Origin of the sequence: Sulfitobacter litoralis (genome assembly GCF_900103185.1) — a bacterium.
Classification (GTDB): Bacteria; Pseudomonadota; Alphaproteobacteria; order Rhodobacterales; family Rhodobacteraceae; genus Sulfitobacter; species Sulfitobacter litoralis.
This window is the reverse complement of sequence record NZ_FNJD01000002.1, coordinates 238927-263313: the sequence shown is the minus strand read 5'-3', so window position 1 is coordinate 263313 and position 24387 is coordinate 238927. Positions and strand designations below refer to the sequence as shown.

25 protein-coding genes are annotated in these 24387 nt (G+C 58.5%); 12 read left to right on the top strand and 13 right to left on the bottom strand.

Translation table 11 applies throughout. From position 1 onward, the window contains the following. Nucleotides 1-86: 86 nt before the first annotated feature. The gene (locus tag BLQ98_RS03235) at nt 87-1007 is read left to right on the top strand and encodes a manganese-dependent inorganic pyrophosphatase (RefSeq protein ID WP_093731904.1); all 921 of its coding nucleotides are present in this window, start codon (nt 87-89) and stop codon (nt 1005-1007) included. Nucleotides 1008-1111: 104 nt separating this feature from the next. On the opposite strand, the gene BLQ98_RS03230 is transcribed toward BLQ98_RS03235, so the two are convergent. After that, nucleotides 1112-1678 carry a carboxymuconolactone decarboxylase family protein gene (locus BLQ98_RS03230; protein WP_009825196.1) on the bottom strand — a complete coding sequence of 189 codons (567 nt, stop codon included), beginning with the start codon at nt 1676-1678 and terminating at the stop codon, nt 1112-1114. A 99-nt stretch (nt 1679-1777) separates the two neighbouring features. On the opposite strand from BLQ98_RS03230, the gene BLQ98_RS03225 reads away from it, so the two are divergent. The 6 genes from BLQ98_RS03225 (at nt 1778) to BLQ98_RS03200 (ending at nt 6389) form a co-directional block, all read left to right on the top strand. Continuing rightward, nucleotides 1778-2350 (top strand): TetR/AcrR family transcriptional regulator, encoded by a 573-nt coding sequence (locus BLQ98_RS03225; RefSeq protein ID WP_093731903.1) that lies wholly within the window; start codon nt 1778-1780, stop codon nt 2348-2350. Between the two features lie 90 nt (nt 2351-2440). Further along, on the top strand, nt 2441-3313 hold the full coding sequence (locus BLQ98_RS03220) for a TIGR01459 family HAD-type hydrolase (protein ID WP_093731902.1): 873 nt from the start codon (nt 2441-2443) through the stop codon (nt 3311-3313). Nucleotides 3314-3403: 90 nt separating this feature from the next. Further along, nucleotides 3404-3847, top strand: coding sequence for a MaoC family dehydratase (locus BLQ98_RS03215; protein WP_093731901.1), 444 nt, complete (start codon nt 3404-3406; stop codon nt 3845-3847). A gap of 105 nt (nt 3848-3952) precedes the next feature. Continuing rightward, the gene (locus BLQ98_RS03210; RefSeq protein ID WP_093731900.1) at nt 3953-4885 is read left to right on the top strand and encodes a bifunctional riboflavin kinase/FAD synthetase; all 933 of its coding nucleotides are present in this window, start codon (nt 3953-3955) and stop codon (nt 4883-4885) included. Continuing rightward, entirely contained in the window at nt 4882-5352 is a 471-nt protein-coding gene (locus BLQ98_RS03205) for a YcgN family cysteine cluster protein (protein ID WP_093731899.1), read from the top strand. The genes BLQ98_RS03210 and BLQ98_RS03205 overlap by 4 nt, the downstream gene beginning before the upstream one ends. Continuing rightward, nucleotides 5352-6389: a threonine aldolase family protein gene (locus tag BLQ98_RS03200; protein WP_093731898.1), complete on the top strand. Its 1038-nt coding sequence runs from the start codon at nt 5352-5354 to the stop codon at nt 6387-6389. Before BLQ98_RS03205 ends, BLQ98_RS03200 begins: the two co-directional genes overlap by 1 nt. 3 nt (nt 6390-6392) lie before the next feature. Here the strand turns inward: BLQ98_RS03200 and BLQ98_RS03195 are convergent, their stop codons facing one another. Together BLQ98_RS03195 and BLQ98_RS03190 are read right to left on the bottom strand one after the other, a co-directional pair. After that, nucleotides 6393-7181, bottom strand: a complete 789-nt coding sequence (locus BLQ98_RS03195) for an alpha/beta fold hydrolase (RefSeq protein WP_093731897.1) — start codon at nt 7179-7181, stop codon at nt 6393-6395. After that, complete coding sequence (locus tag BLQ98_RS03190; protein ID WP_093731896.1) at nt 7178-7774, bottom strand: 2-hydroxychromene-2-carboxylate isomerase; 597 nt, start codon at nt 7772-7774, stop codon at nt 7178-7180. The genes BLQ98_RS03195 and BLQ98_RS03190 overlap by 4 nt, the downstream gene beginning before the upstream one ends. A 109-nt stretch (nt 7775-7883) precedes the next feature. Between BLQ98_RS03190 and BLQ98_RS03185 the strand changes: the two genes are divergently transcribed. Beyond that, the gene (locus BLQ98_RS03185) at nt 7884-8903 is read left to right on the top strand and encodes a ribose-phosphate pyrophosphokinase (RefSeq protein ID WP_093731895.1); all 1020 of its coding nucleotides are present in this window, start codon (nt 7884-7886) and stop codon (nt 8901-8903) included. 31 nt (nt 8904-8934) lie between these two features. On the opposite strand, the gene BLQ98_RS03180 is transcribed toward BLQ98_RS03185, so the two are convergent. The 7 genes from BLQ98_RS03180 to BLQ98_RS03150 all read right to left on the bottom strand — a co-directional run bounded on the left by BLQ98_RS03180 (nt 8935) and on the right by BLQ98_RS03150 (nt 15336). Continuing rightward, nucleotides 8935-9273, bottom strand: a complete 339-nt coding sequence (locus BLQ98_RS03180) for an H-type lectin domain-containing protein (RefSeq protein WP_093731894.1) — start codon at nt 9271-9273, stop codon at nt 8935-8937. Between the two features lie 127 nt (nt 9274-9400). Further along, a complete protein-coding gene (locus tag BLQ98_RS03175) occupies nt 9401-9838 on the bottom strand; it encodes a F0F1 ATP synthase subunit epsilon (protein WP_093731893.1) in 438 nt (145 codons plus the stop codon). Nucleotides 9839-9850: 12 nt separating this feature from the next. Beyond that, the gene (gene atpD, locus BLQ98_RS03170) at nt 9851-11275 is read right to left on the bottom strand and encodes a F0F1 ATP synthase subunit beta (protein ID WP_093731892.1); all 1425 of its coding nucleotides are present in this window, start codon (nt 11273-11275) and stop codon (nt 9851-9853) included. 19 nt (nt 11276-11294) lie between these two features. After that, entirely contained in the window at nt 11295-12173 is an 879-nt protein-coding gene (locus BLQ98_RS03165) for a F0F1 ATP synthase subunit gamma (RefSeq protein WP_093731891.1), read from the bottom strand. A 14-nt stretch (nt 12174-12187) separates the two neighbouring features. After that, nucleotides 12188-13726 carry a F0F1 ATP synthase subunit alpha gene (atpA, locus tag BLQ98_RS03160; RefSeq protein ID WP_005849573.1) on the bottom strand — a complete coding sequence of 513 codons (1539 nt, stop codon included), beginning with the start codon at nt 13724-13726 and terminating at the stop codon, nt 12188-12190. Next, nucleotides 13727-14287 (bottom strand): F0F1 ATP synthase subunit delta, encoded by a 561-nt coding sequence (locus BLQ98_RS03155; RefSeq protein WP_208596008.1) that lies wholly within the window; start codon nt 14285-14287, stop codon nt 13727-13729. Between the two features lie 302 nt (nt 14288-14589). After that, complete coding sequence (locus BLQ98_RS03150) at nt 14590-15336, bottom strand: methyltransferase domain-containing protein (protein WP_093731889.1); 747 nt, start codon at nt 15334-15336, stop codon at nt 14590-14592. A gap of 151 nt (nt 15337-15487) precedes the next feature. Here BLQ98_RS03150 and gloB point away from each other — a divergent pair, with 151 nt between their 5' ends. The 3 genes from gloB (at nt 15488) to BLQ98_RS03135 (ending at nt 19717) form a co-directional block, all read left to right on the top strand. After that, on the top strand, nt 15488-16255 hold the full coding sequence (gene gloB, locus BLQ98_RS03145; RefSeq protein ID WP_093731888.1) for a hydroxyacylglutathione hydrolase: 768 nt from the start codon (nt 15488-15490) through the stop codon (nt 16253-16255). Between the two features lie 175 nt (nt 16256-16430). Continuing rightward, nucleotides 16431-18752: an ATP-dependent Clp protease ATP-binding subunit ClpA gene (gene clpA / locus BLQ98_RS03140; RefSeq protein WP_093731887.1), complete on the top strand. Its 2322-nt coding sequence runs from the start codon at nt 16431-16433 to the stop codon at nt 18750-18752. After that, complete coding sequence (locus tag BLQ98_RS03135) at nt 18749-19717, top strand: M23 family metallopeptidase (protein WP_093731886.1); 969 nt, start codon at nt 18749-18751, stop codon at nt 19715-19717. The genes clpA and BLQ98_RS03135 overlap by 4 nt, the downstream gene beginning before the upstream one ends. A 2-nt stretch (nt 19718-19719) precedes the next feature. Here BLQ98_RS03135 and BLQ98_RS03130 read toward each other — a convergent pair whose 3' ends face one another. The 3 genes from BLQ98_RS03130 to BLQ98_RS03120 form a co-directional block, all read right to left on the bottom strand. Further along, nucleotides 19720-21468, bottom strand: coding sequence for a peptidoglycan -binding protein (locus BLQ98_RS03130; RefSeq protein ID WP_093731885.1), 1749 nt, complete (start codon nt 21466-21468; stop codon nt 19720-19722). Between the two features lie 2 nt (nt 21469-21470). Beyond that, nucleotides 21471-22673, bottom strand: a complete 1203-nt coding sequence (locus BLQ98_RS03125) for a biopolymer transporter ExbB (RefSeq protein ID WP_093731884.1) — start codon at nt 22671-22673, stop codon at nt 21471-21473. Nucleotides 22674-22747: 74 nt separating this feature from the next. Next, nucleotides 22748-23278, bottom strand: coding sequence for a gamma-glutamylcyclotransferase (locus BLQ98_RS03120; protein ID WP_093731883.1), 531 nt, complete (start codon nt 23276-23278; stop codon nt 22748-22750). 70 nt (nt 23279-23348) lie between these two features. On the opposite strand from BLQ98_RS03120, the gene BLQ98_RS03115 reads away from it, so the two are divergent. Then, nucleotides 23349-24371 carry a DUF2125 domain-containing protein gene (locus BLQ98_RS03115; protein ID WP_093731882.1) on the top strand — a complete coding sequence of 341 codons (1023 nt, stop codon included), beginning with the start codon at nt 23349-23351 and terminating at the stop codon, nt 24369-24371. Nucleotides 24372-24387 lie beyond the last annotated feature (16 nt).

The window sequence follows — 24387 nt, the reverse complement described above, 5'->3', positions numbered from 1 at the left end:
GCGCGTATCAGGCAGGTGGTGACAAGTGGTGCAACCAGCCATATAAGGCGCGCAAATCAACACTCTCCCACTTCAGGATATCCCCTATGACAACGCTTGTTTTTGGCCATAAATCCCCCGACACCGACAGCACCGGCAGCCCGATCATCTGGGCATGGTATCTGAACGAAATCAAAGGCGTCGCCGCCGCCCCCGCCCTGCTGGGCGAACCCAACACCGAAGCGCTGTTCATGCTGGACCACTGGAAACTGGACAAGCCACAGATCATCGAAGACGTGCAAGCCGACCAACCCGTTGTGATCGTAGACACCAACAACCCTGCGGAACTGCCTGCCAGCATCAATGACGCGAACATCACCGCCATCATCGACCACCACCGTCTGGTGGGCGGGCTTGAAACCAAAGGTCCCGTCAACATCGTGATGGAAACGCTCGCCTGTACAGCGACGATCATGTACAAAATGATCGGTGATGACATGGCGCAGATGCCCGAGAACATCAAAGGCGCGATGCTGACCTGCATCCTGTCCGACACGCTGGAATTCCGCAGCCCGACCACCACGCAAGAAGACACCGCCATCGCCCACGCGCTGGCCAAAGATCTGGGCGTCGACATTGCCGAATACGCGGCGCAGATGTTTGCGGCGAAATCCGACGTTTCGTCTTTCTCCGAAGCGGAACTGCTGCGGATGGACAGCAAGGAATACGAAGTCGGCGGCAAGAAATTCCGGGTCTCTGTTCTGGAAACCACTTCGCCTGCCACGGTGCTGAACCGCAAGGATGCACTGATGGCTGCGATGCCCGGCGTTGCCACAGAAGACGGGGCCGATCAGGTATTGCTCTTCGTTGTCGACATCCTGAACGAAGAAGCCACCATGCTGATCCCCAACGACTTTACCAAGTCCGTGGCAGAGAAAAGCTTTGGCGCGACCGTCACCGGTGACAGCGTTGTCCTGCCGGGCGTGATGAGCCGTAAAAAGCAGATCATCCCGAACATCAAAGCCTAAACAGACCCATCTGCCCCCCGCCTGGCGGGGGTAACAAACGCAAAAGGCCCCCTGCGATTAGGGGGCCTTTTGTCATTCCAGCGCAGCGCAGAAGCGCAGGTGGCTTATACCTTCAAAGGGGTATCGCCGCGTTCCCATGCCAGCGGCTTGAACACGTCGTCGACGGGCGTCTGTGCGACGTGGTTCACGTAGTTGGACATGGTTTTCTGCGCCATACCAAGGATCACATCCAGCACGGCACGGTGGCCATAGCCCGCGTCAAAGAACGCTTTCATCTGATCGTCAGAGACGTTGCCACGCTGGCGGAACATCTGAACGGTGAACGTACGCAGTGCCTCCAGCTTGGGTGTGGGCAGCGCGGTTTCGTTGCGCAGAGCATCGGAAATTTCGTCCGATACCTTCATCATTTTGGCAATACCGGTGTGTGCAGGCACACAGTAGTGGCATTCGTTTTCAACGTTGATCGCCTGCCAGACAACCGTCAGCTCTTCCGCATCAAAATCGGTTTCGGTGAACAGCTTGTGCAGCACCTGATAGCCTTCATAGGCCTGCGGGCTCTCAGCCAGAACCTTGTGCAGACCGGGCAAACGGCCAAAAGCTTTCTGCGACTGCTCAAGCAGCGGCTTGGAGGCTTCGGGGGCGGTATCAAGATCGTGGGACGGGAAGGACATGGAAAAACTCCTGTAAATGTTTCGTTGAGATACATTTAGGGTTTATTGAGCGATCACTCAAGTATATAATTGAGCAATCATTCAAGAAAAGGTGATCCTATGCCTCGCAAGCCGAACTATGACCGTGACGATCTGATCGAACGCGCGCGCGATCTGTTCTGGCAACGTGGCTGGGCTGGCACCTCGCTTAAGCATCTGGAAGCGAGCCTGCAGATGAAGCCGGGCAGTTTTTACGCCGCCTTCGGGTCTAAGGACGCGTTGTTCGAGCTTGCACTGGATAGATACGCCGCCGACGGGACAGAGCGGATGAAGACGCTTGCCCGCACCGAAGGGCCCCTCCCCGCGCTGCAAAAATTTCCATGTATGGTCATTTCAAACGACACCGCCCCCGCCAAGGCCTGCATGTTGTCGAAGACTTTGCTGGAACTTCAGGCCCACCGTCACCCGCTGGCCAAAAAGGCAAACACCCACTTGCTGAAGATGGAGCAGATGTTCGCAGAGCTGTTTGCCCAAGCCCAAGCCGCGGGCGATATCAGCGCCGGTCACAACCCGCGCAGTCTGGCGCGGCGCTATCAGTCTGACGTGTTGGGGTTGCGCGTTTCTGCGGAACGTGAGGGCGTGGATGCCGCCGCCATCGCGGGCGAAATCGCGGACGGGCTGGCGCGGTTATAACCCCTGCGCCAACGACACGCTGCCCAGTTGCCCCGCGGAGGGATGTGTGCTTTCTGCGGTGCAAACCTCTTGCAGATTGGAAAGCGGCCCATGACCCAGATTATCAGTAACCTTTTCGAAATCTCTGACCGCTATGACGCGTTATTTGTCGACCTCTGGGGTTGTGTCCATGACGGCGTCAAGGCGCTGCCAGACGCGGTGACCGCACTGCAAGCCTACCGTAAAGGTGGTGGCAAGGTGGTGCTCGTTACGAATTCCCCCCGCCCCCGCGACGGCGTGATCAAACAGCTCGCGCATTTCGGCGTACCGGATGATGCGTGGGACGATATTGCCACCTCGGGCGACTCTGCGCGCACGGCGATGTATCGCGGCATGGTGGGCACGCAGGTTTGGCACCTTGGTCCGCCCAGCGATAAACATTTCTTTGACCCAAGTGATGTGCTTGATGATCCCGCCGACATCCATCGCGTTGACCTAGAAGACGCCGAAGGCATCGTGTGCACCGGCCCGTTCGATCCATCCGAAGACCCCTCTGTGCTGCGCCCACAACTGCTTTATGCCAAGCAAAAGGGGCTCAAGCTGCTCTGCGCGAACCCTGATATCGTGGTGGACCGTGGCGATGTGCGCGAATGGTGCGCGGGGGCTGTGGCGGCGCTTTATACCGAGATGGGCGGTGAAAGCCTGTATTTCGGCAAGCCGCACCCACCGATCTATGATCTGGCCCGCCGCAAGCTTTATGCCTTGGACAAAGACATCTCTGACACTGGCATCCTCGCCATCGGTGACGGCATTCATACCGACATCAAAGGAGCCATGGGCGAGGATATCGATTCGCTTTTCATCTCTGGTGGGCTTGCCGCGCGGGAGACGGAAACCGAAACCCAACCCGATCCCGATGCGCTAACCCGCTATCTTGAAAAGGAAACGTCGGCCCCGACTTACACTATTGGGCACCTACGCTGACCTACTTTTTCCTTGCGTTTCTGCGCCCGCAAAGTAATTAAGTTTCACACCACCGGAAACTGGCGTCACTTTATTACTGAAAGGGCTGGCATGTTGGATAATCTGCCCCGCGGAACGATCTGTATCGAAGATATCGAAATCGGCATGACGCGCTATCTGCGCAAGGTCGTGACCGACGAAGACATCGAGATGTTCGCCCAGGTGTCCACCGACCGTAATCCGGTGCACCTGGACGACGCCTATGCGCAGGATACCATCTTTGAAGGGCGGATTGCCCATGGGATGCTGACCGCCGGCCTGATTTCTGCTGTAATCGGAGAGCAACTGCCGGGGCATGGTACCGTTTATATGGCACAGTCGCTCAAGTTTCTGGCCCCCGTGCGCCCCGGCGATCTGGTCTATGCAGAGGTGAAGGTCACCAATATCGAATTCGACAAACGCCGTGTAAAACTGGATTGTCACTGTGCAATTGACGGCAAAAAGGTCCTGATTGGCGAGGCAACCGTTCTGGCCCCGTCGCGCAAGTTCGACTGACCCCACATCTGTGATACCTGCGCTACCGACGACGCTGCGGTTTTTCACCACCCTGTGCCACCCCGCTGCTTGTAAGCGGGGGCAGACGGGGCTACCACCTAGCGCATGGAAATCATTCGCGACTATCAATTTGTAACGGCTTCCGATCAGGGGGCAACTGCCGCTATTGGCAACTTTGACGGCGTGCATCTGGGGCATCTGTCGGTCATCGACATGGCCCGTGCTGCCCTGCCCGAAGCACCTTTGGGGGTGGTCACATTCGAGCCGCACCCGCGCGAATACTTCGCCCCAGACGCCCCCCCTTTCCGCCTGATGGGTGCAGAGGCGCGCGCGCACCAGTTGCAAAAGATCGGCGTCGACAAGCTGTATGAGTTGGGGTTCGATGCCACTTTGTCCAGCCTGAGCCCCCGCGCCTTTGCGCAGGAGGTGATCGTTGACGGGTTGGGCCTGCGCCATGTGGTCGTGGGCGCTGACTTCCGCTTTGGCAAGGCGCGCGCTGGCACGGCTGAACAGCTGCAGGCCTTCGGTGCCGAGATGGGATTTGGCGTGACGATCGCGCCGCTGATGGCGAAGGGACCCGATACCGTGTCTTCGACCGCGATCCGCAACGCACTGACAGAGGCACGTCCCCGCGATGCCGCCGCGATGCTGGGACATTGGCATCGTGTTGAAGGCCCCGTCTTGCATGGTGAAAAGCGCGGCCGTGAACTGGGCTACCCAACGGCGAATATGTCGATCGACGGGCTGCACCCGCCAGCCTTTGGTGTCTACGCTGTGCTGGTTGATGTGCTTGAGGGGCCGCAATCCGGTCGGTACCACGGCGTCGCCAGTCTTGGCGTGCGCCCGATGTTCGGGGAGAACAAAGCCAACCTCGAGACCTTCATTTTTGACTTCAAGGGCGATCTATACGGCAAGCATGTCTCGGTCGCGCTGGTCGACCACCTGCGCGGCGAGGAAAAATTCGACGGTCTTGAGGCGTTAATCACCCAGATGGATGCGGACAGCGCTCAGGCCCGCAGCATTCTGGCCGCGCTATGACCGATCCGATTGCCGCCAAAGGTCTTGCCAAACGGTTCTGGGAAAAGAAGCCGCTCACCAAGATGTCGCAAGACGAATGGGAAGCGCTATGTGACGGTTGCGGTAAATGCTGCCTGAACAAGCTCGAAGACGAAGACACCGAAGAAGTCGCCCTGACCAGTGTGGCCTGCCGTCTGCTAGATGACGCGACTTGCCGGTGCAGTCACTATCAAAACCGGCACCAGTTCGTGCCCGACTGCATCGTCCTGAAGCCCGAAAACCTTGATACCCACGCCTATTGGATGCCGCTGACCTGCGCCTATCGGCTGCTGTGGCAGGGTAAACCACTTTATGATTGGCACCCGTTGATCAGCGGTGATCCCGACAGTGTGCATCGCGCCGGTATTTCTGTTCAAAACAAGACTGTTTCGGAATTCGACACCCCATTCGAGGAATGGGAAGACCACATCATCGAGGAGCCAACCTGATGTTTTTTGCTTCTGACAACGCGGGCCCTGTCCATCCCCAGATCATGAACCGTCTGGCGCAGGCGAACAGCGGCCACGCGATGCCCTATGGCAATGATGCGATCATGGACGAAGTCCGTGACGCGATCCGCACCACGTTCGAGGCACCCGAGGCCGCGGTCTATCTGGTCGCAACCGGCACCGCTGCCAATGCGCTCGCGCTGGCTTGCTATACCCAGCCGTGGCAGACGATCTTTTGCTCGGTCACCTCGCATATCCACGAAGACGAATGTAACGCGCCCGAATTCTATGCCGGCGCTGCAAAACTGACCATGGTTGAAACAGACGATAAGATGACCCCCGAGGCGCTGACAAAGGCGATCGAGAAGCACCCAGAGGGCAATGTGCATGGCGCGCAGCGCGGACCGGTGTCGATCACGCAGGTGACCGAACGCGGTTCCGTTCATTCGCTAGAGGAGTTGAACGCGTTGACCGCCGTTGCCAAACGCTATGACCTGCCGGTGCATCTGGACGGGGCGCGGTTTGCCAATGCGCTGGTTGCCTTGGGATGCAGCCCGGCAGAGATGACATGGAAAGCGGGCGTCGATGTCGTCAGCTTTGGCGGCACCAAGAACGGCTGCATGGGTGTCGAGGCAGTGATCTTCTTTGACCCCGCCAAAGCGTGGGAATTCGAGCTGCGGCGCAAACGCGGTGCGCATCTGTTTTCCAAGCACCGTTTCCTGTCAGCGCAGATGGCGGGCTATCTGCAGGACGATCTGTGGAGGGCGACCGCCCGCCAAGCCAATGACAATGCGCGCTATCTGGCGGACGGACTACGCGCTGCGGGCGCGACAATGTTGCATGAACCCGACGCCAACATGATCTTTGCCAAATGGCCTCGCCGCATCCACCAAAAGTTGCAAGCTGCGGGGGCCAAATACTATGTCATGGACGGCCCGCTGGACAGCGGCGATCCAGATACGCCTTTGTCTGCACGGTTGGTCTGTGACTGGTCGGTCGGCACAGAGGCGATCGACCAGTTCCTGTCGTATTTCTGACTGTTATACCGTTTCAAGAAAGCTGCGGATTTCAGCGGCGACGGCCTGCGGGTGGGTGATCGGGGCCATGTGCCCTGCCCCGTCAATCGCCTTGCGTGTCACTTTCGGCAGGCGTCGTGCAATGGATGTGCTGATTGCGTCCACCATATCGCCCGACGCACCGCCGTCGATCAACAGCACCGGCATCGTGGCGCGGGCGAACCTGCCGGGTTCTAGCAGTCCGGCATTGTCGTCACGCAAGAACGGCTGGCTGGCGGGCACATAGTGGATACGGTCCGCCATATACTGACGCAGCTTTTGGGGCGTCTTTTCCCATCCGCTGCCGTCACCCCAGCCGGTGTTAAAGATGCGCGCCGCTTCCATCCGGTCGCCCGCGTCAAACGCTGCGTCGAACCCGCCGGAGTTACGATCCCCCGCGGCCACCCGCGCCGGATCATCGGCAAGTGCTGCGGCGAAGTAAACCGGTTCGATCATCGTCAGGCTGCGCACCAGTTCGGGATTTTCGATCGCAATTCGCAGACCGATCGTCGCACCGAAGGAATGACCAATGATGTCAGTAGGTTCGGTCAGCAAATCCCGCACCAAATCTGTCGAACGTTCGTGCAGATCACCGTCTCCGTCCCAATCCTGCGATTTACCATGGGAGGGCAGATCGCAGCACAAAAGCGTCAGATCGTCTGCCAGCGCTTCACCCACGCCGCGCCACGCGCCGGAATGGGCGAGTGTGCAATGGATCGCCAGCGCCTGACGCGGGCCATGTCCGAAGCGTCGGGTAAACAAGGCTGAAGTCACAGTTTGCCCGCCATCACAAGGTCAAGGTCGTCCAACCGGTCCTGCCCCCAGAACTTGTGTGTGTCATCTAGGATATAGAAAGGCGCACCAAAGACGCCCTTTTCAACGGCTTCCTCCAGATTGCGTGCATAGGTATCGGCGCCCTGTAGCAGCCCTTTGTCGGCCAGCGCGGGATCAAAGCCCGCCTTTTCAAGGCAATCGCGGACGACTTCGTCATCGGCAATATCACGTTCCTCGGCCCAAACGGCGGTCATAAAGAGCTGGCATAGCTTGCCCACATCGCCGCCTTCGTTCTGTGTCGCGATGATTGCATAGGATGAAGGCGCACCGTTGGTGGGCCAATGCGCGGGTTTGAGGTTGAACGGCATCCCCAGCTTCTTGGCCTGACGCGGCAGTTCAATCGCGCGGTATTCCTGCCGCGACGGGTGCCGGTCCTTGGGCGGCTGACCACCGGTTCGCCCAAAAGCGGTAATCAAATCGAAAGGTTTATAGGTGATCGTTGCCCCGTGTTTAGCGGCAATTTCCTCAAGCCGGTTTCCCGCCAAATAGGCATATGGTGAAAGTGTCGCAAAAAAATAGTCGATATGGGCCATTTGGGGTCTCCGATCAGGGCTGTGCAGCTTTGCCAGACCGTAAGGCCATGCTAAGCGGTGTCAACGTCACGATTCTGTCACATGTTCTGCATCCAGGGACCCTTTGCACATGGCTCAAACCACCGAACCCAAACTGATCTCAGGTAACGCGAACATGCCGTTGGCCAAAGCCATCGCACGGCGGATGTCGCTGCATCGGGGGGTCAACGTAGGGCTGGTCGACGCACGTGTCGAACGGTTCAATGACGGCGAAATCTTTGTCGAAGTTTACGAAAACGTCCGCGGCGAGGATATGTTCATCATCCAGCCAACGTCGAACCCCGCCAACGACAACCTGATGGAACTGCTGGTCATGGCCGACGCGCTGCGCCGGTCATCCGCCGCGCGTGTCACAGCGGTTCTACCCTATTTCGGCTACGCTCGTCAGGACCGCCGCACCAAGGCGCGCACACCGATCACGGCCAAGATGGTCGCGAATATGATGGTGGGCAGCGGCATTGAACGCATCCTGACGATGGATTTGCACGCCGCACAGATCCAGGGCTTCTTTGATATTCCCGTCGACAACCTTTATGCGTCGCCCGTATTCGCGCTGGATATTCAGAACGAATTCAAGGGCCGCATGGATGAGCTGATGGTCATTTCCCCTGATGTGGGCGGCGTTGCCCGCGCGCGTGAATTGGCCAAACGCATCAACTCCCCCCTCGCTATCGTGGACAAGCGCCGCGAGAAGGCTGGCGAGATTGCTGAAATGACCGTGATCGGCGATGTGACCGACAAGGTGTGCCTGATTGTGGACGATATTTGCGACACCGCCGGCACCCTGTGCAAAGCCGCCGAAGTGTTGCTCGAGAATGGTGCGAAGGAAGTGCACTCCTACATCAGCCACGGCGTGATGTCTGGCCCTGCGGTTGAACGCATCAGCAATTCCGTGATGAAGTCGCTGGTTATCACTGACAGCATCGCCCCCACACCGGCGGTAAAGCAGGCCGCTAACATTCGGATCGTGCCCACGGCACCGATCTTTGCGCAAGCGATCCTGAATATCTGGAACGGCACGTCTGTCTCGTCGCTGTTCGACGCCGACACACTCGAACCGATCTATGACGGCATGTACAAGCCCGGCTAAGCGCCCCTGAAACAGCGGCTGGGGGCCTGTATTAGAGCTCCCAGTCGTCTTGCGGTGACAATGGCCCAATGGCCATCCAAGACGCCCTGACGCGCGCGATACGCGTATCGCCCCAGGTGCGGAACACCAGTTCAAACCCCTCGTTTGTCAAATTCTCTGCCCGTAGATCCGCGCGCATAACTGTCGCGTTATCCACGTCCCACAACGCGAGGGACGTGTGTACAGTGGGGATATCGCGGTACGGTGTTGCAAACCTGATCGAGTTACGCCGCTCGCGCTGGCCCTTCCCTGTCCACATTTCGCCCCCATCTTGAAAGTCGGAAAACAAAACAGCCTCTCCGCTGTCGACACCTACACTACTTGCGTTCATTCGTTTCATCGAGATGGTCTGCCCTACCCTGTCCTACCCAAACAATCAGACAACCTTATGTTAAGGGTAACAAATAGAAAAGGCCCCGCGATTGCAGGGCCTTTTCATCAAAACGGGCAAGGAAACGTCAGAGGCTGGGTTGCTTGCTCGACAAGCCGATTTCGTCCCCCATGGCAACCATGTCGGACAGCAGCTTGGCTGCGTCGTCTACGGGGCCAGGTTCATTCACGAAACCCTCTTTTGCCGTTGTGTACATGGCTTTGGCTTCGGCGATCATTTCATCCAGATGCTCTTGGGTCATATCACCCTTGGGCACGGCGCGTTCGGCCAAAACCGACACCCCATCAAACGAAATTTCAGCGAAGCCGCCGGTTACCACATACTCAGCAGTGCCTTCCGGGCCTTCAACACGCAGCACACCGGGGCGCAGCGTGGTGATGGTGGGGGCATGATCAGGCATTGCTGTCATGTCCCCGTCCGCACCCGGAATCTGAACGGCCGTCACCTGCATCGAGGCCAGCCGCCGCTCGGGCGAAACGAGGTCGAATTGCATTGTGTCTGCCATTTTCAGCGCTCCTTAAGCGGCGTCTGCCGCCATTTTTTCAGCTTTCGCTTTCACTTCTTCGATGCCACCAACCATGTAGAAGGCACCTTCGGGCAGGTGATCGTATTCACCGGCTACAACCGCCTTGAAGGAGGTGATTGTCTCTTCCAGTGGGACCTGCTTACCGTCGGAACCTGTAAATACTTTCGCAACGTCGAAAGGCTGGCTCAGGAAGCGTTCTATCTTACGCGCACGGGCAACGGTCAGTTTGTCGTCTTCCGACAGTTCGTCCATGCCGAGGATCGCGATGATGTCCTGCAGCGACTTGTAGCGTTGCAGGATACCCTGAACGTCACGCGCCACGTTGTAGTGCTCTTCGCCAACGATGGACGGGTCCATCAGACGCGATGTGGAGCCGAGCGGATCAACAGCAGGGTAGATACCCTTTTCAGAGATCGAGCGGTCCAGAACGGTCGTCGCGTCAAGGTGCGCAAAGGATGTCGCAGGCGCAGGGTCGGTAAGGTCATCCGCAGGAACGTAAACGGCTTGAACCGAAGTAATCGAACCGGATTTGGTCGATGTAATACGTTCTTGCATCTGGCCCATGTCGGTCGCCAGAGTTGGCTGGTAGCCCACGGCCGAAGGGATACGACCCAACAGAGCCGAAACTTCGGAACCGGCTTGGGTAAAGCGGAAGATGTTGTCGACGAAGAACAGAACGTCGGTACCGGATTGGTCACGGAACTGTTCGGCCAGTGTCAGACCGGTCAGAGCAACACGCATACGCGCTCCGGGAGGTTCGTTCATCTGGCCGTACACCAGCGCAACCTGCGATTTCTCAAGGTCATCAGGGTTGATAACATTGGATTCGATCATCTCGTGGTACAGATCGTTCCCTTCACGCGTACGTTCACCAACGCCCGCGAAAACCGAATAACCGGAGTGCACTTTGGCGATGTTGTTGATCAGTTCCATGATCAGAACGGTTTTACCAACACCGGCACCACCGAACAGACCAATTTTACCACCCTTGGCGTAGGGTGCCAGAAGGTCGATTACCTTGATGCCTGTTTCCAGCACTTCGGATGTGGTCGACTGTTCCGCGAACTCGGGCGCATCCGCGTGGATCGAGCGGCGCTCGGCCGATACGATTTCGCCTTTTTCGTCGATGGCTTCGCCAACAACGTTCATGATGCGGCCCAATGTGGCGTTGCCCACTGGGATCGAGATTGGCGCGCCTGTGTCTTCGACGCGCTGGCCACGCACCAGACCTTCGGTCGCATCCATCGCGATGGTACGCACGGTGTTTTCGCCAAGGTGCTGAGCCACTTCGAGGATCAGTTTCTTGCCGTGGTTTTCAGTTACAACAGCGTTGAGGATCTCTGGCAGGTGATCCTCGAACTGCACATCGACGACGGCGCCGATGACTTGTGTGATTTTGCCGACTGCATTTGCCATGTCGTTTCTCCGATTTGTTCTACAGCGCTTCCGCGCCGGAAATGATTTCGATCAGCTCGTTGGTGATGACGGCCTGACGCGAACGGTTATACTCGATGGTCAGATCTTCGATCATATCACCGGCGTTCCGTGTTGCGTTGTCCATTGCCGACATCCGGGCACCCTGTTCAGAGGCCGCGTTTTCCAGCAGAGCCGAGAAGATCGCCGTTGCAACGCCGCGCGGCAGCAGGTCGGCCAGAATGGCCTCTTCGCTGGGCTCGTAGTCGAACAGTGTTGCTGCCTCGTCCGCGCCTTCGGTCTCTTCGAAGGTCGCCGGGATGATCTGCTGTGCCGTCGGGATCTGACTGACAACGTTCACGAACTTCGAATAGAAGATCGTGGCGATGTCATATTCACCCGCGTCAAAACGGCCAAGTACGTCCTTGGCGATCCCCTGCGCATCGGCATAGCCAAGGCGCTTGACGTCGCTGAGGTCAACGTGGCCGACCAATAGGTCTGCAAAGTCACGACGGATGCTGTCGCGGCCTTTCTTACCAACGGTCAAGATTTTGACCTCCTTACCCTTGGCGATCAGGCCGCGGGCATGGGCTTTGGCAAGCTTGGCGATGTTGGCGTTAAAGCCACCGCACAAGCCACGTTCAGCGGTCATGACAACCAACAGGTGAACCTGATCCGACCCCGTGCCGCTTAGCAGCTTGGGGGCGGTGTCAGACCCACCTACCGAGGCAGCCAACCGCGACATCACAGCGTTAAAACGCTCTGTGTAGGGGCGGGACTGCTCGGCAGCGTCCTGCGCGCGGCGAAGCTTCGCCGCGGCAACCATTTGCATGGCTTTCGTGATCTTGCGGGTCGATTTGACCGACGCGATCCGGTTTTTTAGGTCCTTGAGGTTTGGCATCTGCCCTCCCTCCCTTAAGCGAAGTCAGCGGCGAAAGAATCGATGGCAGCTTTGATCTTGTCTTCCAGCTCACCCTTCACCTTGCGGTCGTTGTTGGTGATGTCAGCCATCAGGTCGGCGTGCTTGCTGCGCAGGTGCGCCAGCAGGCCCGCTTCAAAGCGGCCGACTTCTTTGACGTCGATCTTGTCGAGGTAGCCGTTTGTACCCGCATAGATCACGCAGACGATTTCCGCGTTGGTCAGAGGGGAGTACTGAGGCTGCTTCATCAGCTCGGTCAGGCGCGCACCACGGTTCAGCAGCTGCTGAGTGGAGGCGTCAAGGTCGGAACCGAACTGAGCAAAGGCCGCCATTTCGCGGTACTGAGCCAAGGACAGTTTAACCGGACCAGCAACAGAAGACATCGCTTTGGTCTGAGCCGAGGACCCAACGCGCGAAACCGACAGACCGGTGTTCACAGCAGGACGGATACCTTGGTAGAACAATTCGGTTTCCAAGAAGATCTGACCATCGGTGATCGAGATCACGTTGGTTGGAATAAACGCGGAAACGTCACCACCTTGGGTTTCGATGATCGGCAGAGCTGTCAAAGAGCCGTTGCCTGCGTCATCGCCCAGCTTCGCCGAACGCTCGAGCAGACGGGAGTGGAGATAGAAAACGTCACCTGGGTAAGCTTCACGCCCGGGCGGACGACGCAGCAGCAGGGACATCTGGCGGTAGGACACGGCTTGCTTGGAAAGGTCATCATAGATGATCAGCGCGTGACGGCCGTTGTCGCGGAAGAATTCCGCCATAGCTGTTGCGGAGTATGGTGCGAGGTACTGCATAGGCGCAGGCTCGGACGCGGTGGCGGCAACAACGATGGAATAGTCAATCGCGCCTGTTTCTTCGAGCTTTTTAACCAGCTGGGCAACAGTCGAACGTTTTTGGCCGATCGCAACGTACACGCAGTACATTTTCTTGCTCTCGTCGTCGCCTGCGGCGTCGTTGATCTGCTGTTGGTTCAGGATCGCGTCCAGAGCAACGGCAGTTTTACCGGTCTGACGGTCACCAATGATCAATTCGCGCTGGCCACGGCCAACGGGGATCATCGCGTCAACGGATTTCAGGCCAGTCGCCATTGGTTCGTGAACCGATTTCCGTGGGATAATGCCGGGGGCTTTGACGTCCGCGAGGCCACGCTCGGTGGATTCGATGGGGCCTTTGCCGTCGATGGGGTTACCCAGACCGTCAACAACACGACCCAGCAGACCGTTGCCGATTGGCACGTCCACGATGGAGTTAGTGCGCTTGACGGTGTCGCCTTCTTTGATGTCACGGTCGGAACCGAAGATAACAACACCGACGTTGTCTGTCTCGAGGTTCAAGGCCATGCCCATGATGCCGCCGGGGAATTCGACCATCTCGCCAGCCTGGACGTTGTCCAGACCATACACGCGAGCGATACCATCACCAACGGACAGAACGCGGCCGACTTCGGCAACTTCTGCTTCTTGACCAAAGTTCTTGATCTGGTCCTTCAGGATCGCAGAAATCTCTGCAGCTTGGATACCCATTTATCCGACCTCTTTCATTACATTCTGGAGGGAATTGAGCTTTGCGCGGATCGACGTGTCGATCATCTTAGAGCCCACTTTTACGATAAGACCGCCGATGAGGGAGTCATCAACGGTCGCATTCAACGTTACTTTTTTGCCTGTGGTCGCGGCGAGCGACTTGGACAATTTTTCGGACTGCGCCTTGGTCAACGCCTTGGCCGAAATCACATCAGCAGTTACTTCGCCCTTTTCGACGGCGATAATATCGCGCAGGTTCTGGACCAGCTGCGGCAGGACGAACAGACGCCGCTTGTTGGCCATCAGTTCCAGCGTGCTTGCCAGCGTTTGGGACAGGTCCATCTTTTTGGCGATGGCACTGATCGACGCGGCTTGCTGTTCGCGCGTGTAGATCGGCGAATGGATCAGATCGCGGAAATCTTCGCTTTCGGCCAATGCGGCTTGCAGCGCATCAAGATCTTTCTCGATCTGGGGAAGGGCTTTGGCCTCTTGGGCCAGCTCGTACACGGCGGTCGCATAGCGTTGTGCGATACCTGTAGAGATTGATGCTGTTTCGGACACGTCCATCCTCTCATACGTCAGGGCCGGATAAGCGAATACATCGCGTCACCGGGGTGTTGGCGCGACTTGAAATTACCCAAGACGTCTAAATCAGGGCGGATGTAGCAGACGGACCCGCATCCCGCAACACAGTATAGTGTGCTTGCCTCACGAAAGCGCCCCTTATTCTTAACGTAAAGCACCGCTGCGACGCTTTGACCTGATCGACCTGCCTAAAAATCAATGGACATCCGGCTTTCTCGGGCAAGATAACGATTCTTGCCACCGTGGCGCGGTGGTCACATCGGCTGCGACAGCAACGCTTAGACCATTGCGGGCGTTACCGCGCCGACCCCCTCAAGAACGCGGATAGACCGGCGCGCAGGCGTCCGCGCGACCTTGCCCTTGGGCGGATACACAAGCTTGGTCACCTCGACCATAAAGGCACCGCCTGCCATGATCGTCGGCATGTGCCGACCAACCTTTTCAAACAGCGGGCCAGAGCGGCGAAAGGCGCGCCGCGTCGAGGGCATCAGATAAAGCGCGCCCAACTGGCGTTCTGGTAAAAACTGGTGCTTGCGAAGCTGCGTTTCCAACTGCCCCAGCGAATACGGTCGCCCATAGCCAAACGGCGTGATATCACTGCGCGCCCAAAAGCCAGCGCGGTTAGGAACGATGAACAGTGCCCTGCCCCCCGGCCCCAACACGCGCCAGCATTCCTCAAGCAGATCACCCTGCCGGTCCGAGGTCTCAAGCCCGTGCATCAATACCAGCCGGTCAACATGGCCGGTTTCAATCGGCCACAGTGTTTCCTCGGTCAGGACAGAAGTATTGGGCATCCCGGCGGGCCACGGCATCACCCCTTGCGGCCCCGGCATCAAGGTCATCACCCGCCGCGCATCCGCAAGATAGGGACGCAGCAAGGGGGCGGCGAAACCGAAACCCACGACCGTCTGGCCCTTGGCCTCGGGCCAAAGTTCAAGCATGCGAGTGCGCAAGGAGTGTTGCGCCGCGCGACCAAGGGCACTGCGATAGTAAAAGTTGCGCAGGTCTTGGACATCAAGGTGCATGGGCAAGGGGCCTTGTTGGGTGGATCGCCCCGACCCTAGACCAAAGCCACGCGCCGCAAAAGAGCGGACTGCGCGAAACCCGTTTGCAGCACCGCCCTGCCCGCGCTAGCGTGGTGATCCGCATCCCGAAACCCCGACCGGAGCCGCTGCCATGCCCTTTGATCTTGTGACCATCCCCTGCCTGTCCGACAACTATGCCTTCTTGCTGCGCGACCAGACCAGCGGCAAGGTCGCCCTGATCGACGTGCCCGAAGCCGCGCCGATTGCCGCCAAACTGGACGAGCTGGGCTGGACGCTGACAGAAATCTGGCTGACCCATCACCACCCAGACCACATTCAAGGCGTGCCCGATCTGATTGCCGACCACCCCGCCCGCGTGATTGGGGCCAAAGCTGATGAACACCGTTTGCCGCCGCTGGATGCCGCTTATGACGACGGGCAGTCCTTCACCTTTGGTGACCATACTGTCGATGTGATCGACGTGTCGGGTCATACCGTCGGTCATATCGCTTTTCACGTGCCCGCCGCCAAATGCGTCTTTACTGCTGACAGCCTGATGGCGCTTGGCTGTGGCCGCCTGTTCGAAGGAACACCGGCGCAGATGTGGGACAGCCTGCAAAAGCTGATGCAACTGCCAGCCGACACTACCGTATGTTCGGGCCACGAATACACCCAGTCGAACGCAAAATTCGCCCTGACGGTTGATCCCGAAAATGCGGCGCTTATATCTCGTACAAGAGAGATCGATCAGGCCCGTGCAGATGGCGTGCCGACAGTTCCCTCGACGCTCTCAACGGAACTTGAAACCAACCCGTTTTTGCGCCCGTCCGATCCGGGCATTCGCGCGCAACTGGGGATGGTCAACGCCACCGACACCGATGTGTTTGCCGAAATTCGCGCGCGCAAAGACCGTTTCTGACCGCCGCAATCATGGTTAAAAATCGACGTTCACGATAAATGTGACAACGATATTGCAGAAAAACCTTGAAGCTGCGCCGTGATCAACCAAACTCTAATACTATGAGGCCATGCTTGGTTGTGGCGCGTCTTGTTTCTGACGCCCCTTCCGACACAGATCGAAAAGGAGCACGCCTGTGCCTTCATTCTCGTCTACCCTAGAACAAGCTATCCACTCGGCGTTGGCGCTTGCGAATGCTCGCAAGCACGAATTCGCCACGCTTGAGCATCTTTTACTGGCCCTGATCGACGAACCCGACGCCGTGCAGGTGATGAAAGCCTGCTCTGTCGATATGACCGAACTGCGCGAGACGCTGGTCGAATTCGTCGATGAAGACCTGAATAATCTGGTCACCGACGTTGACGGTTCCGAAGCGGTACCCACGGCAGCCTTCCAGCGGGTGATCCAACGCGCGGCGATCCACGTGCAATCGTCGGGCCGGACCGAGGTGACGGGTGCCAATGTGCTGGTCGCCATCTTTGCCGAACGCGAAAGCAACGCGGCCTATTTCCTGCAAGAGCAGGACATGACGCGTTATGATGCGGTGAACTATATCGCGCATGGCGTCGCCAAGGACCCTGCTTTTGGCGAACCACGCTCTGTTTCGGGTGCCCCCGACCACGAGGAAGATGCCCAAGGCGTCACAGACGGTGACAAAAAAGAATCCGCGCTGGCGAAGTATACTGTCGATCTGAATGCCAAATCCCGCGAGGGTGATGTCGATCCGCTGATCGGCCGCTCGGACGAGGTGGAACGTTGCATTCAGGTGCTGTGCCGCCGGCGTAAGAACAACCCGCTGCTGGTGGGTGATCCCGGTGTCGGTAAAACCGCTATCGCAGAAGGGCTCGCGCGCAAAATCGTCGCCGGTGAAACACCCGAAGTACTCGCCAACACCACGATCTATTCGCTCGATATGGGCGCGTTGCTGGCCGGCACCCGCTACCGCGGCGATTTCGAAGAGCGCCTCAAGGCCGTCGTGACCGAGCTGGAAGCCCACAAAGACGCCGTGTTGTTCATAGACGAAATTCACACCGTCATCGGTGCCGGTGCAACTTCCGGTGGGGCCATGGATGCGTCCAACCTGCTCAAACCCGCCCTTGCGGGCGGCAAACTGCGCACCATGGGGTCGACCACCTACAAGGAGTTCCGCCAGCATTTCGAAAAAGACCGTGCCCTTGCGCGTCGTTTCCAAAAGATCGACGTGAACGAGCCTTCGGTCGAAGATGCGGTGAAAATTCTGCGCGGGATCAAACCGTATTTCGAGGATCACCACTCGGTCAAATATACATCTGACGCGATCCGCACCTCGGTTGAATTGGCACATCGCTATATCAACGACCGCAAACTGCCGGATTCTGCGATCGACGTGATCGATGAAGCCGGTGCTGCACAGCATCTGCTGTCTGCATCCAAGCGGCGCAAGACCATCGGCACCAAAGAAGTCGAAGCCGTGGTCGCCAAAATCGCACGGATTCCGCCCAAGAACGTGTCGAAGGACGACGTGATTGTGCTCAAGGATCTCGAGGCATCGCTGAAACGTGTGGTCTTTGGTCAGGACAAAGCGATCGAGGCGCTGTCCTCGGCGATCAAACTGGCCCGTGCCGGTTTGCGTGAACCTGAAAAACCCATCGGCAACTACCTGTTCGCAGGGCCGACAGGTGTGGGTAAGACCGAGGTGGCGAAACAGCTGGCGGATACGCTTGGTGTGGAATTGCTGCGCTTTGACATGTCTGAGTATATGGAGAAGCACGCTGTTTCCCGTCTGATCGGTGCCCCTCCCGGCTATGTCGGGTTTGACCAAGGCGGCATGCTGACCGACGGCGTAGACCAGCATCCGCACTGTGTTCTGCTGCTCGACGAGATGGAGAAAGCGCACCCGGACGTCTACAACATTCTGTTGCAGGTGATGGACCACGGCAAGCTGACTGATCATAACGGCCGCACGGTGGACTTCCGTAATGTCGTGCTGATCATGACCTCGAACGCAGGCGCGTCTGACCAAGCGAAAGAGGCAATCGGCTTTGGTCGTGACCGTCGCACCGGCGAAGACACCGCAGCGATTGAACGGACATTCACGCCCGAATTCCGCAACCGTCTTGATGCAGTGATCAGCTTTGCGCCGCTGCCGAAAGAAGTGATCCTGCGCGTGGTCGAAAAGTTTGTGCTGCAGCTCGAAGCGCAACTGATGGACCGCAACGTGACCATCGAATTGTCGACAAAAGCCGCCGAATGGCTGGGTGAAAAAGGCTATGACGCTCGGATGGGTGCGCGACCTCTTGGCCGTGTTATTCAAGAGCACATCAAAAAGCCCCTCGCCGAAGAACTGTTGTTCGGCAAGCTTGCCAAAGGCGGCGTGGTCAAGATCGACGTCAAGAAGGGCGAACTGGATCTGACGATCCTCAGCTCGGAAAACCCCAAACTGACGGGCAACAAGCCACCGTTGCTGACAGCTGAATGATACCACGCAGCGCCGTATTTGCGCTTGCCCTGCCCTTTGCCAGCCCCGTGCTGGCAGAGGGTTTTCTTATTTCCCCACCCCTTGAATGTGACCTCGAAAAAGACTGCGATATCCAACAGTATGTCGATAGCGACCCGTCATCCGATGCGATGGATTTCACCTGCGGCGCGCTTAGCTATGACGGTCACAAGGGCACCGACTTCGCGCTCCCCGACCGTGCGCGCATCAACGACAATATCCCCGTGCTTGCCAGTGCCGCGGGCCGCGTCAGCGGGATGCGTGATGGTATGGCCGACAGCGGCTATAGCAGCGCAACTGCCGACGATATCGACGGCAAAGAATGCGGCAATGGCGTTGTGCTCGACCACGGGAACGGCTGGGAAACGCAGTATTGCCACCTGAAACAGGGCTCCATCAGCGTTAAGACGGGACAAGAAGTGGCATTGGGAGAAACCCTTGGCTTTGTCGGGCAGTCGGGCAAGGCCGCTTTCCCCCATGTTCATCTGTCCGTGCGTCAAGACGGGGCGGTCATCGACCCCTTTGATCCAGACGGCACTGTCACCTGCGACACGCCAGGTGACAGCAGCCTATGGTCACTGCGCCCTGAATATCGCGGGGGCGGATTGATCAGCATCGGTTTTTCGGATGCCGTGCCCGCCTATAACGCGATCAAGCATGGCGACGCCGCAGCGCCCTCTTTGTCGGTGCAGGCCGATGCGCTGGTGATCTGGGGCCATATGTTCGGCACGCGGGCCGATGATATTATCAATCTGTCGATCACCGGACCTGACGGTATGGTGATCTCTGATGATGTGACACTGACGAAAACCCAGGCGCAGGCCTTTCGCGCGATCGGCAAACGCGGCCGCGTGGATTGGCCCGCGGGCACCTATACCGGCACGGTGACGATGATCCGTGGTTTGCAGATCATCAGCCAGCGCAGTACCGACATTGAAATAAGATAGCGTTACTTTTCGGTCAGCTTCAATTCGATCCTGCGGTTCTGGGCGCGGGCGGTTTCCGTTTTCCCGTTGGCAACTGGTTGGTACTGGCCAAATCCATTTGCCGCCAGGCGCTCTGGCGCGATACCGAGGAAGCTGATCATATACTTAACCACTGACAAGGCCCGCGCTTGGCTCAGCTCCCAATTGTCGGCGAAGGCACCCAGGCCCGACAAAGGCTGGTTATCCGTATGCCCGTCAACGCGAATGACCCAGTCGATTTCAGGCGGAATGTCGGCCGCAATATTGCGTAAAATACCGGCGACTTTGGCAATTTCTTTTCGGCCCTCGGCTGAGAGCGTCGCGGCACCGGGTGGGAACAGCACTTCGGAAGAGAAGACGAACCGGTCACCCTCGATGCGAACCCCCTCTTGATTCCCTAAAAGCTCTCTCAACCGCCCGAAGAACTCGGAGCGGTATTGTTCAAGGTTCTTGGTCTCCGCCTCAAGCCGCGCACGCTCTGCCGCCTCTAGCTCGGCGCGGCGACGTTCTTCGGCGGCGACGCGCGCGAGCGCGGTGTTCAGATCGGAGCCAAGCGATTGCAGTTGCACTTCTTTCACGGCATCCCGTGCGACGGCATCATCCAGTAAAGACTGGAGTTCCCCCAGTTGGCCACGCAGCGCTGCAACCTGCTGGTTCAATAGCTCTGTCTGACGCTGTGCCGCAGCGGTGGCGGCCTCCTCCTGCGCCAGCTCGGCCCGCGCCGCATTCAGCAAGGCTGCTCGTTTTTCCGCATCCGAACGCGTGTCCTCGGCCCGGCTTTCTGCCGCCAACTTTGCGGCAAGCGCGTCGGCCAGCTTGGCACGCAGCGCGGCACGGTCTGCCTGCGCGGCCTCAAGGGTTTCTGTCTCTGTAAGGGCGGCAGCAAGCTCAGCGTCCAGGGTTTCCTTGGCGGCACGTGCGGCAGCCAGCAAGGTCAGCGTATCCTCTGCCTCTTGGCGCTGAGTCTCAAGCGCCAAAGTCATCGCTGTCAGCTCTGCATCCGCGTTTTGCAGCTTTTCACGCAATTGCTCTGCCGCGGCGGCTTCGGCCAGACGGGCAGCTTCGGCGTCTGAAAGCGCTGCGGCATTTGCGTCGGCAGCACTTTGCAATGCGGCCTGGGTTTCTTGGTTCTTGGCGCGCAGGTCATCGACAAGCGCTGTCAAAGCATCGCGACGGGCCGCCGCAAGCCGCGCAGCTTCAGCCTGTGCATCTGTTTCGGATCGGGCCTGCGTCAACGCGAGGTTCAACGCGTCTTGCGCGCTCAACAATTCTTTCTGACGTGCCTCGAGCGTTTCACCACGCGCGACGGCTGCATCACGTTGGGACAACAAGTTAGCGACCTGTGTCTCGAAACCGGTTATCTTGGCCTCGGCGGCGTTCAACTGCACGGCTTGGGCATCGCGTGTAGCCGACAACGACGCAATCATCGCCGCCTGTTCTGCCGCCTTATCACGTGCCGCCGTCAGCGACGTGGTGAGCGACCCCAATTGGGTTTCAAGATCTGCAGCATTTTGTCGTTCCATTCCAAGTGCTTGGGCCAATGCAGCGACTTCACCCGACAGAGAATTCAGTTCGCTTTCCTGCCCATTGATGCGTTGTGTCTGCACGGCTTGCAACACCATGAAGATGGTCAGTACGAACATCAAAACCAGCAACAGGCCGGTCATCGCATCCACGAACCCGGGCCAGATCGAACCCTGAAAGCGTGACCCTGTACGTCGGGAAAGCGCCATCCTCAGCTTTCCTCGGTGTCGGAACGGTCAGGGGTGCGCAAACGGCGGGGTTCAGCACCGCGTGGCGCGGAAAGCGCCTTGGCCAGCAACGAAATATCCTTGCGCAATTCAGCCATGGTTTCCTGCCGCCCCGCAGATATTTCCTCGAGGATACGCAGCATCTGTACATCGATCGACCGCAGGCGCATCCGGCTTTCCGCATCCGCCCGTTCATGGTCGCCCTGCCCTTCAAGTACGGCGACCATGCGTTCTTGCCCCTTGGCGATCCGGTCCAGACTTTCCGCCGCTGTATCGGTTTGGGCGGCCCGTGCCGACAGCTCCTCCATCGTGGTGGCAAGCGCGCCGATCTCGCGGTTGAGCACAGTCTGGCTCTCGGTGGATTGTCCGATCAGCTGGCGCAGGCTGTCCATTTGTTCTGCCATATGATCCAGCACGCCGGCCACAGCAACCTGATCCGACGCGCCGTCCTCGCCCGAGGAAAAGCCAACACGGGTGATCGAGCTGAGCCAGTCTTCCAACTCCTGATAAAAGCGGTTCTGGCCATGGCCTGCAAAGAGTTCAAGCAGACCGACAACCAGCGACCCCGCCAGCCCCAAAAGGGAGGACCCAAAGGCCACACCCATGCCGCCAAGCTGCGATTCCAGTCCGGTCATCAGCCGCGCGAACATATCGGTGCTGCCGTCGCCTTCTTGGGGCGCGAGGCTGCGGATCGTTTCCACAACTGCCGGAACAGTCGTGGCAAGCCCATAGAAAGTACCCAAAAGACCGAGAAAAATCAGCATGTTGACGATATAACGTGTAATCTCGCGTGCTTCGTCGATGCGGGTTGCCACGGAATCCAGAATAGAGCGGGTCGAGGTTGCGTTCACCTGCATGCGCGCGCCGCGTGTGCGCAACAACGATGCAAGCGGGGCCAAAAGCTGCGGTGCTACGGCATCTGCATTCGGCTCGTTTGAGGCAAAGTTTTCAATCCACCTGACAGAGCCGATCAGCTGCAACACCTGATAAAAACAGGCGATAACGCCGATAAAGAAGACGACGATAATCACGCCATTCAGATAGGGATTTGCTGCAAAAATAGGCAAAACGCTTGGCAGCGCCAGAAAAGCCCCGATGCCGGTGAGCGCAAGGGCGATCAGCATCAGCGTGATCTGCCGCACCGGCTGGGAAAACTGTGGTTTGGATTCGCGGTCTGACTGCGCCATGCCTCGTGGCTCCCGACACTTTTGTGCTTCTATCGCCGCAGCCTACACTTAATCCCGACTGTTATGCCACGGGTTTATGCGCCAAGAGACTTCACACGGTCATGAAGCCATGCAAGCGACGGATCATGCAGCCCGATCTGGGTCAAATGGGATGCCGTGTTAAACAGATATTCGGTATTCGGCCCCATCCCGCCTACCGCGCCCGAGATGATCTGCGCCTGCTCCTCCAGCGGCAAGCCGCCGCAATATTGCTCGTGGGCGGCATCGATCACATAGACCAATGCCTCGACGGTGCGGCCATCCTCTAGCTGTACCTCAAGCGTCTTTTCAACATAGGCCGATGACACCAGCTCGCGTTCGCGCAAATAGGTTAACGTGGCATCTTCGGTCCCCGGCGCAACACGCAGCGCCATACCATCGCAGGCCGTGCCTGTATCGGCATCCAGCGCCAGCACCAGCCCCGGACGGTCAACCGATCCGCGATGGTGGATCGACCGCATGCAGAACGACCGCGCGTACCCGGGCAACCGCCCGATCACGCTTTCCGCCACGTCAAACCCCGGTTTCCACAATAAGCTGCCGTAACCGAACACCCACATCGCCATGTCTCTGGTCCTTTATCGTTGGCTTGTTTAAAGCTGCGCTATCGCAGGCGTTAATAAGGTTTTAAGAAAAATGGGCAAGCTCGTGTTGATTATTGTCGTCCTAGCGGCGGTTTGGTGCGGATGGTGGTTCGCTGCGTCTTCGGGGCTGCAAAGGGGCATCGCCAAACTGATCGAAACACGACGTGCAGCCGGATGGCAGGCTGACGTGGGCGAAATGAACAAACAAGGCTTCCCGGTGCGGCTACAGACCCGCCTGACCGATGTGTCCCTGACACCGCCTGCCGCAAGTGCGCAGCGGGGCATCGCCAGCGCTGTCGCTGCCAAGCGTATCGATATCTCCACCCCCGCCTATTGGCCGGGCTATATGACGGTGTCCACCCCCTACGTTGAACTCGGTCTGTCCGGCCCCAAACTGCGTGCCATGCTGACCGCAGAGGACGTCACCACCGATTTGCGCCTGCGGCCAAGCGTTTCTGGCCAACTGGACCGGCTAACGTTGGACGGTGGCGCCTGGTTGCTTGATCTGCCGGCAACAGGCCCCGTCGAAGGGCGCGGCCTGAACGTCAGCGCCGTTCAGCAGACCGTAGGTCAACCCATCTATGACCTAGCCTTTGATGCGCAGAGCGTTACCCCAAGCACCGCGCTGCGCAATATGTTCGGCCTGCCTGACGACTGGACGGATGCCTTTGAAACGGTGACGGCCAAGGCGACCATCACCTTCGACCGCCTGTGGGACCGCAGCGCGCTTGGCCGGACCCGCCCACAGCCGCGCGTCATCGACCTGCGACATGCGGAACTGGCATGGGGGGATGTGGCGCTGACGCTAAAAGGGACGATGGCCGTTGCCGAGGACGGTCTGGCGACAGGGACGCTGTCGGTACAAGCGCAAGATTGGCCAATGATGCTGACCATGGCGGAAAACGCCGGTTTTATCCCGCCCAACTTTCGCCCCCAAGCGGAACAAATGCTCAAGGGGCTGGCTCAAATGTCTGGCAACACGAATGGGCTGGATCTGGACATCAGCGTGAAGGACGGGAAAATGTCGATGGGGTTCATCCCCTTAGGACGCGCACCCAAGATTATCTTGCGCTGAGGCGAGACAGCGCCAC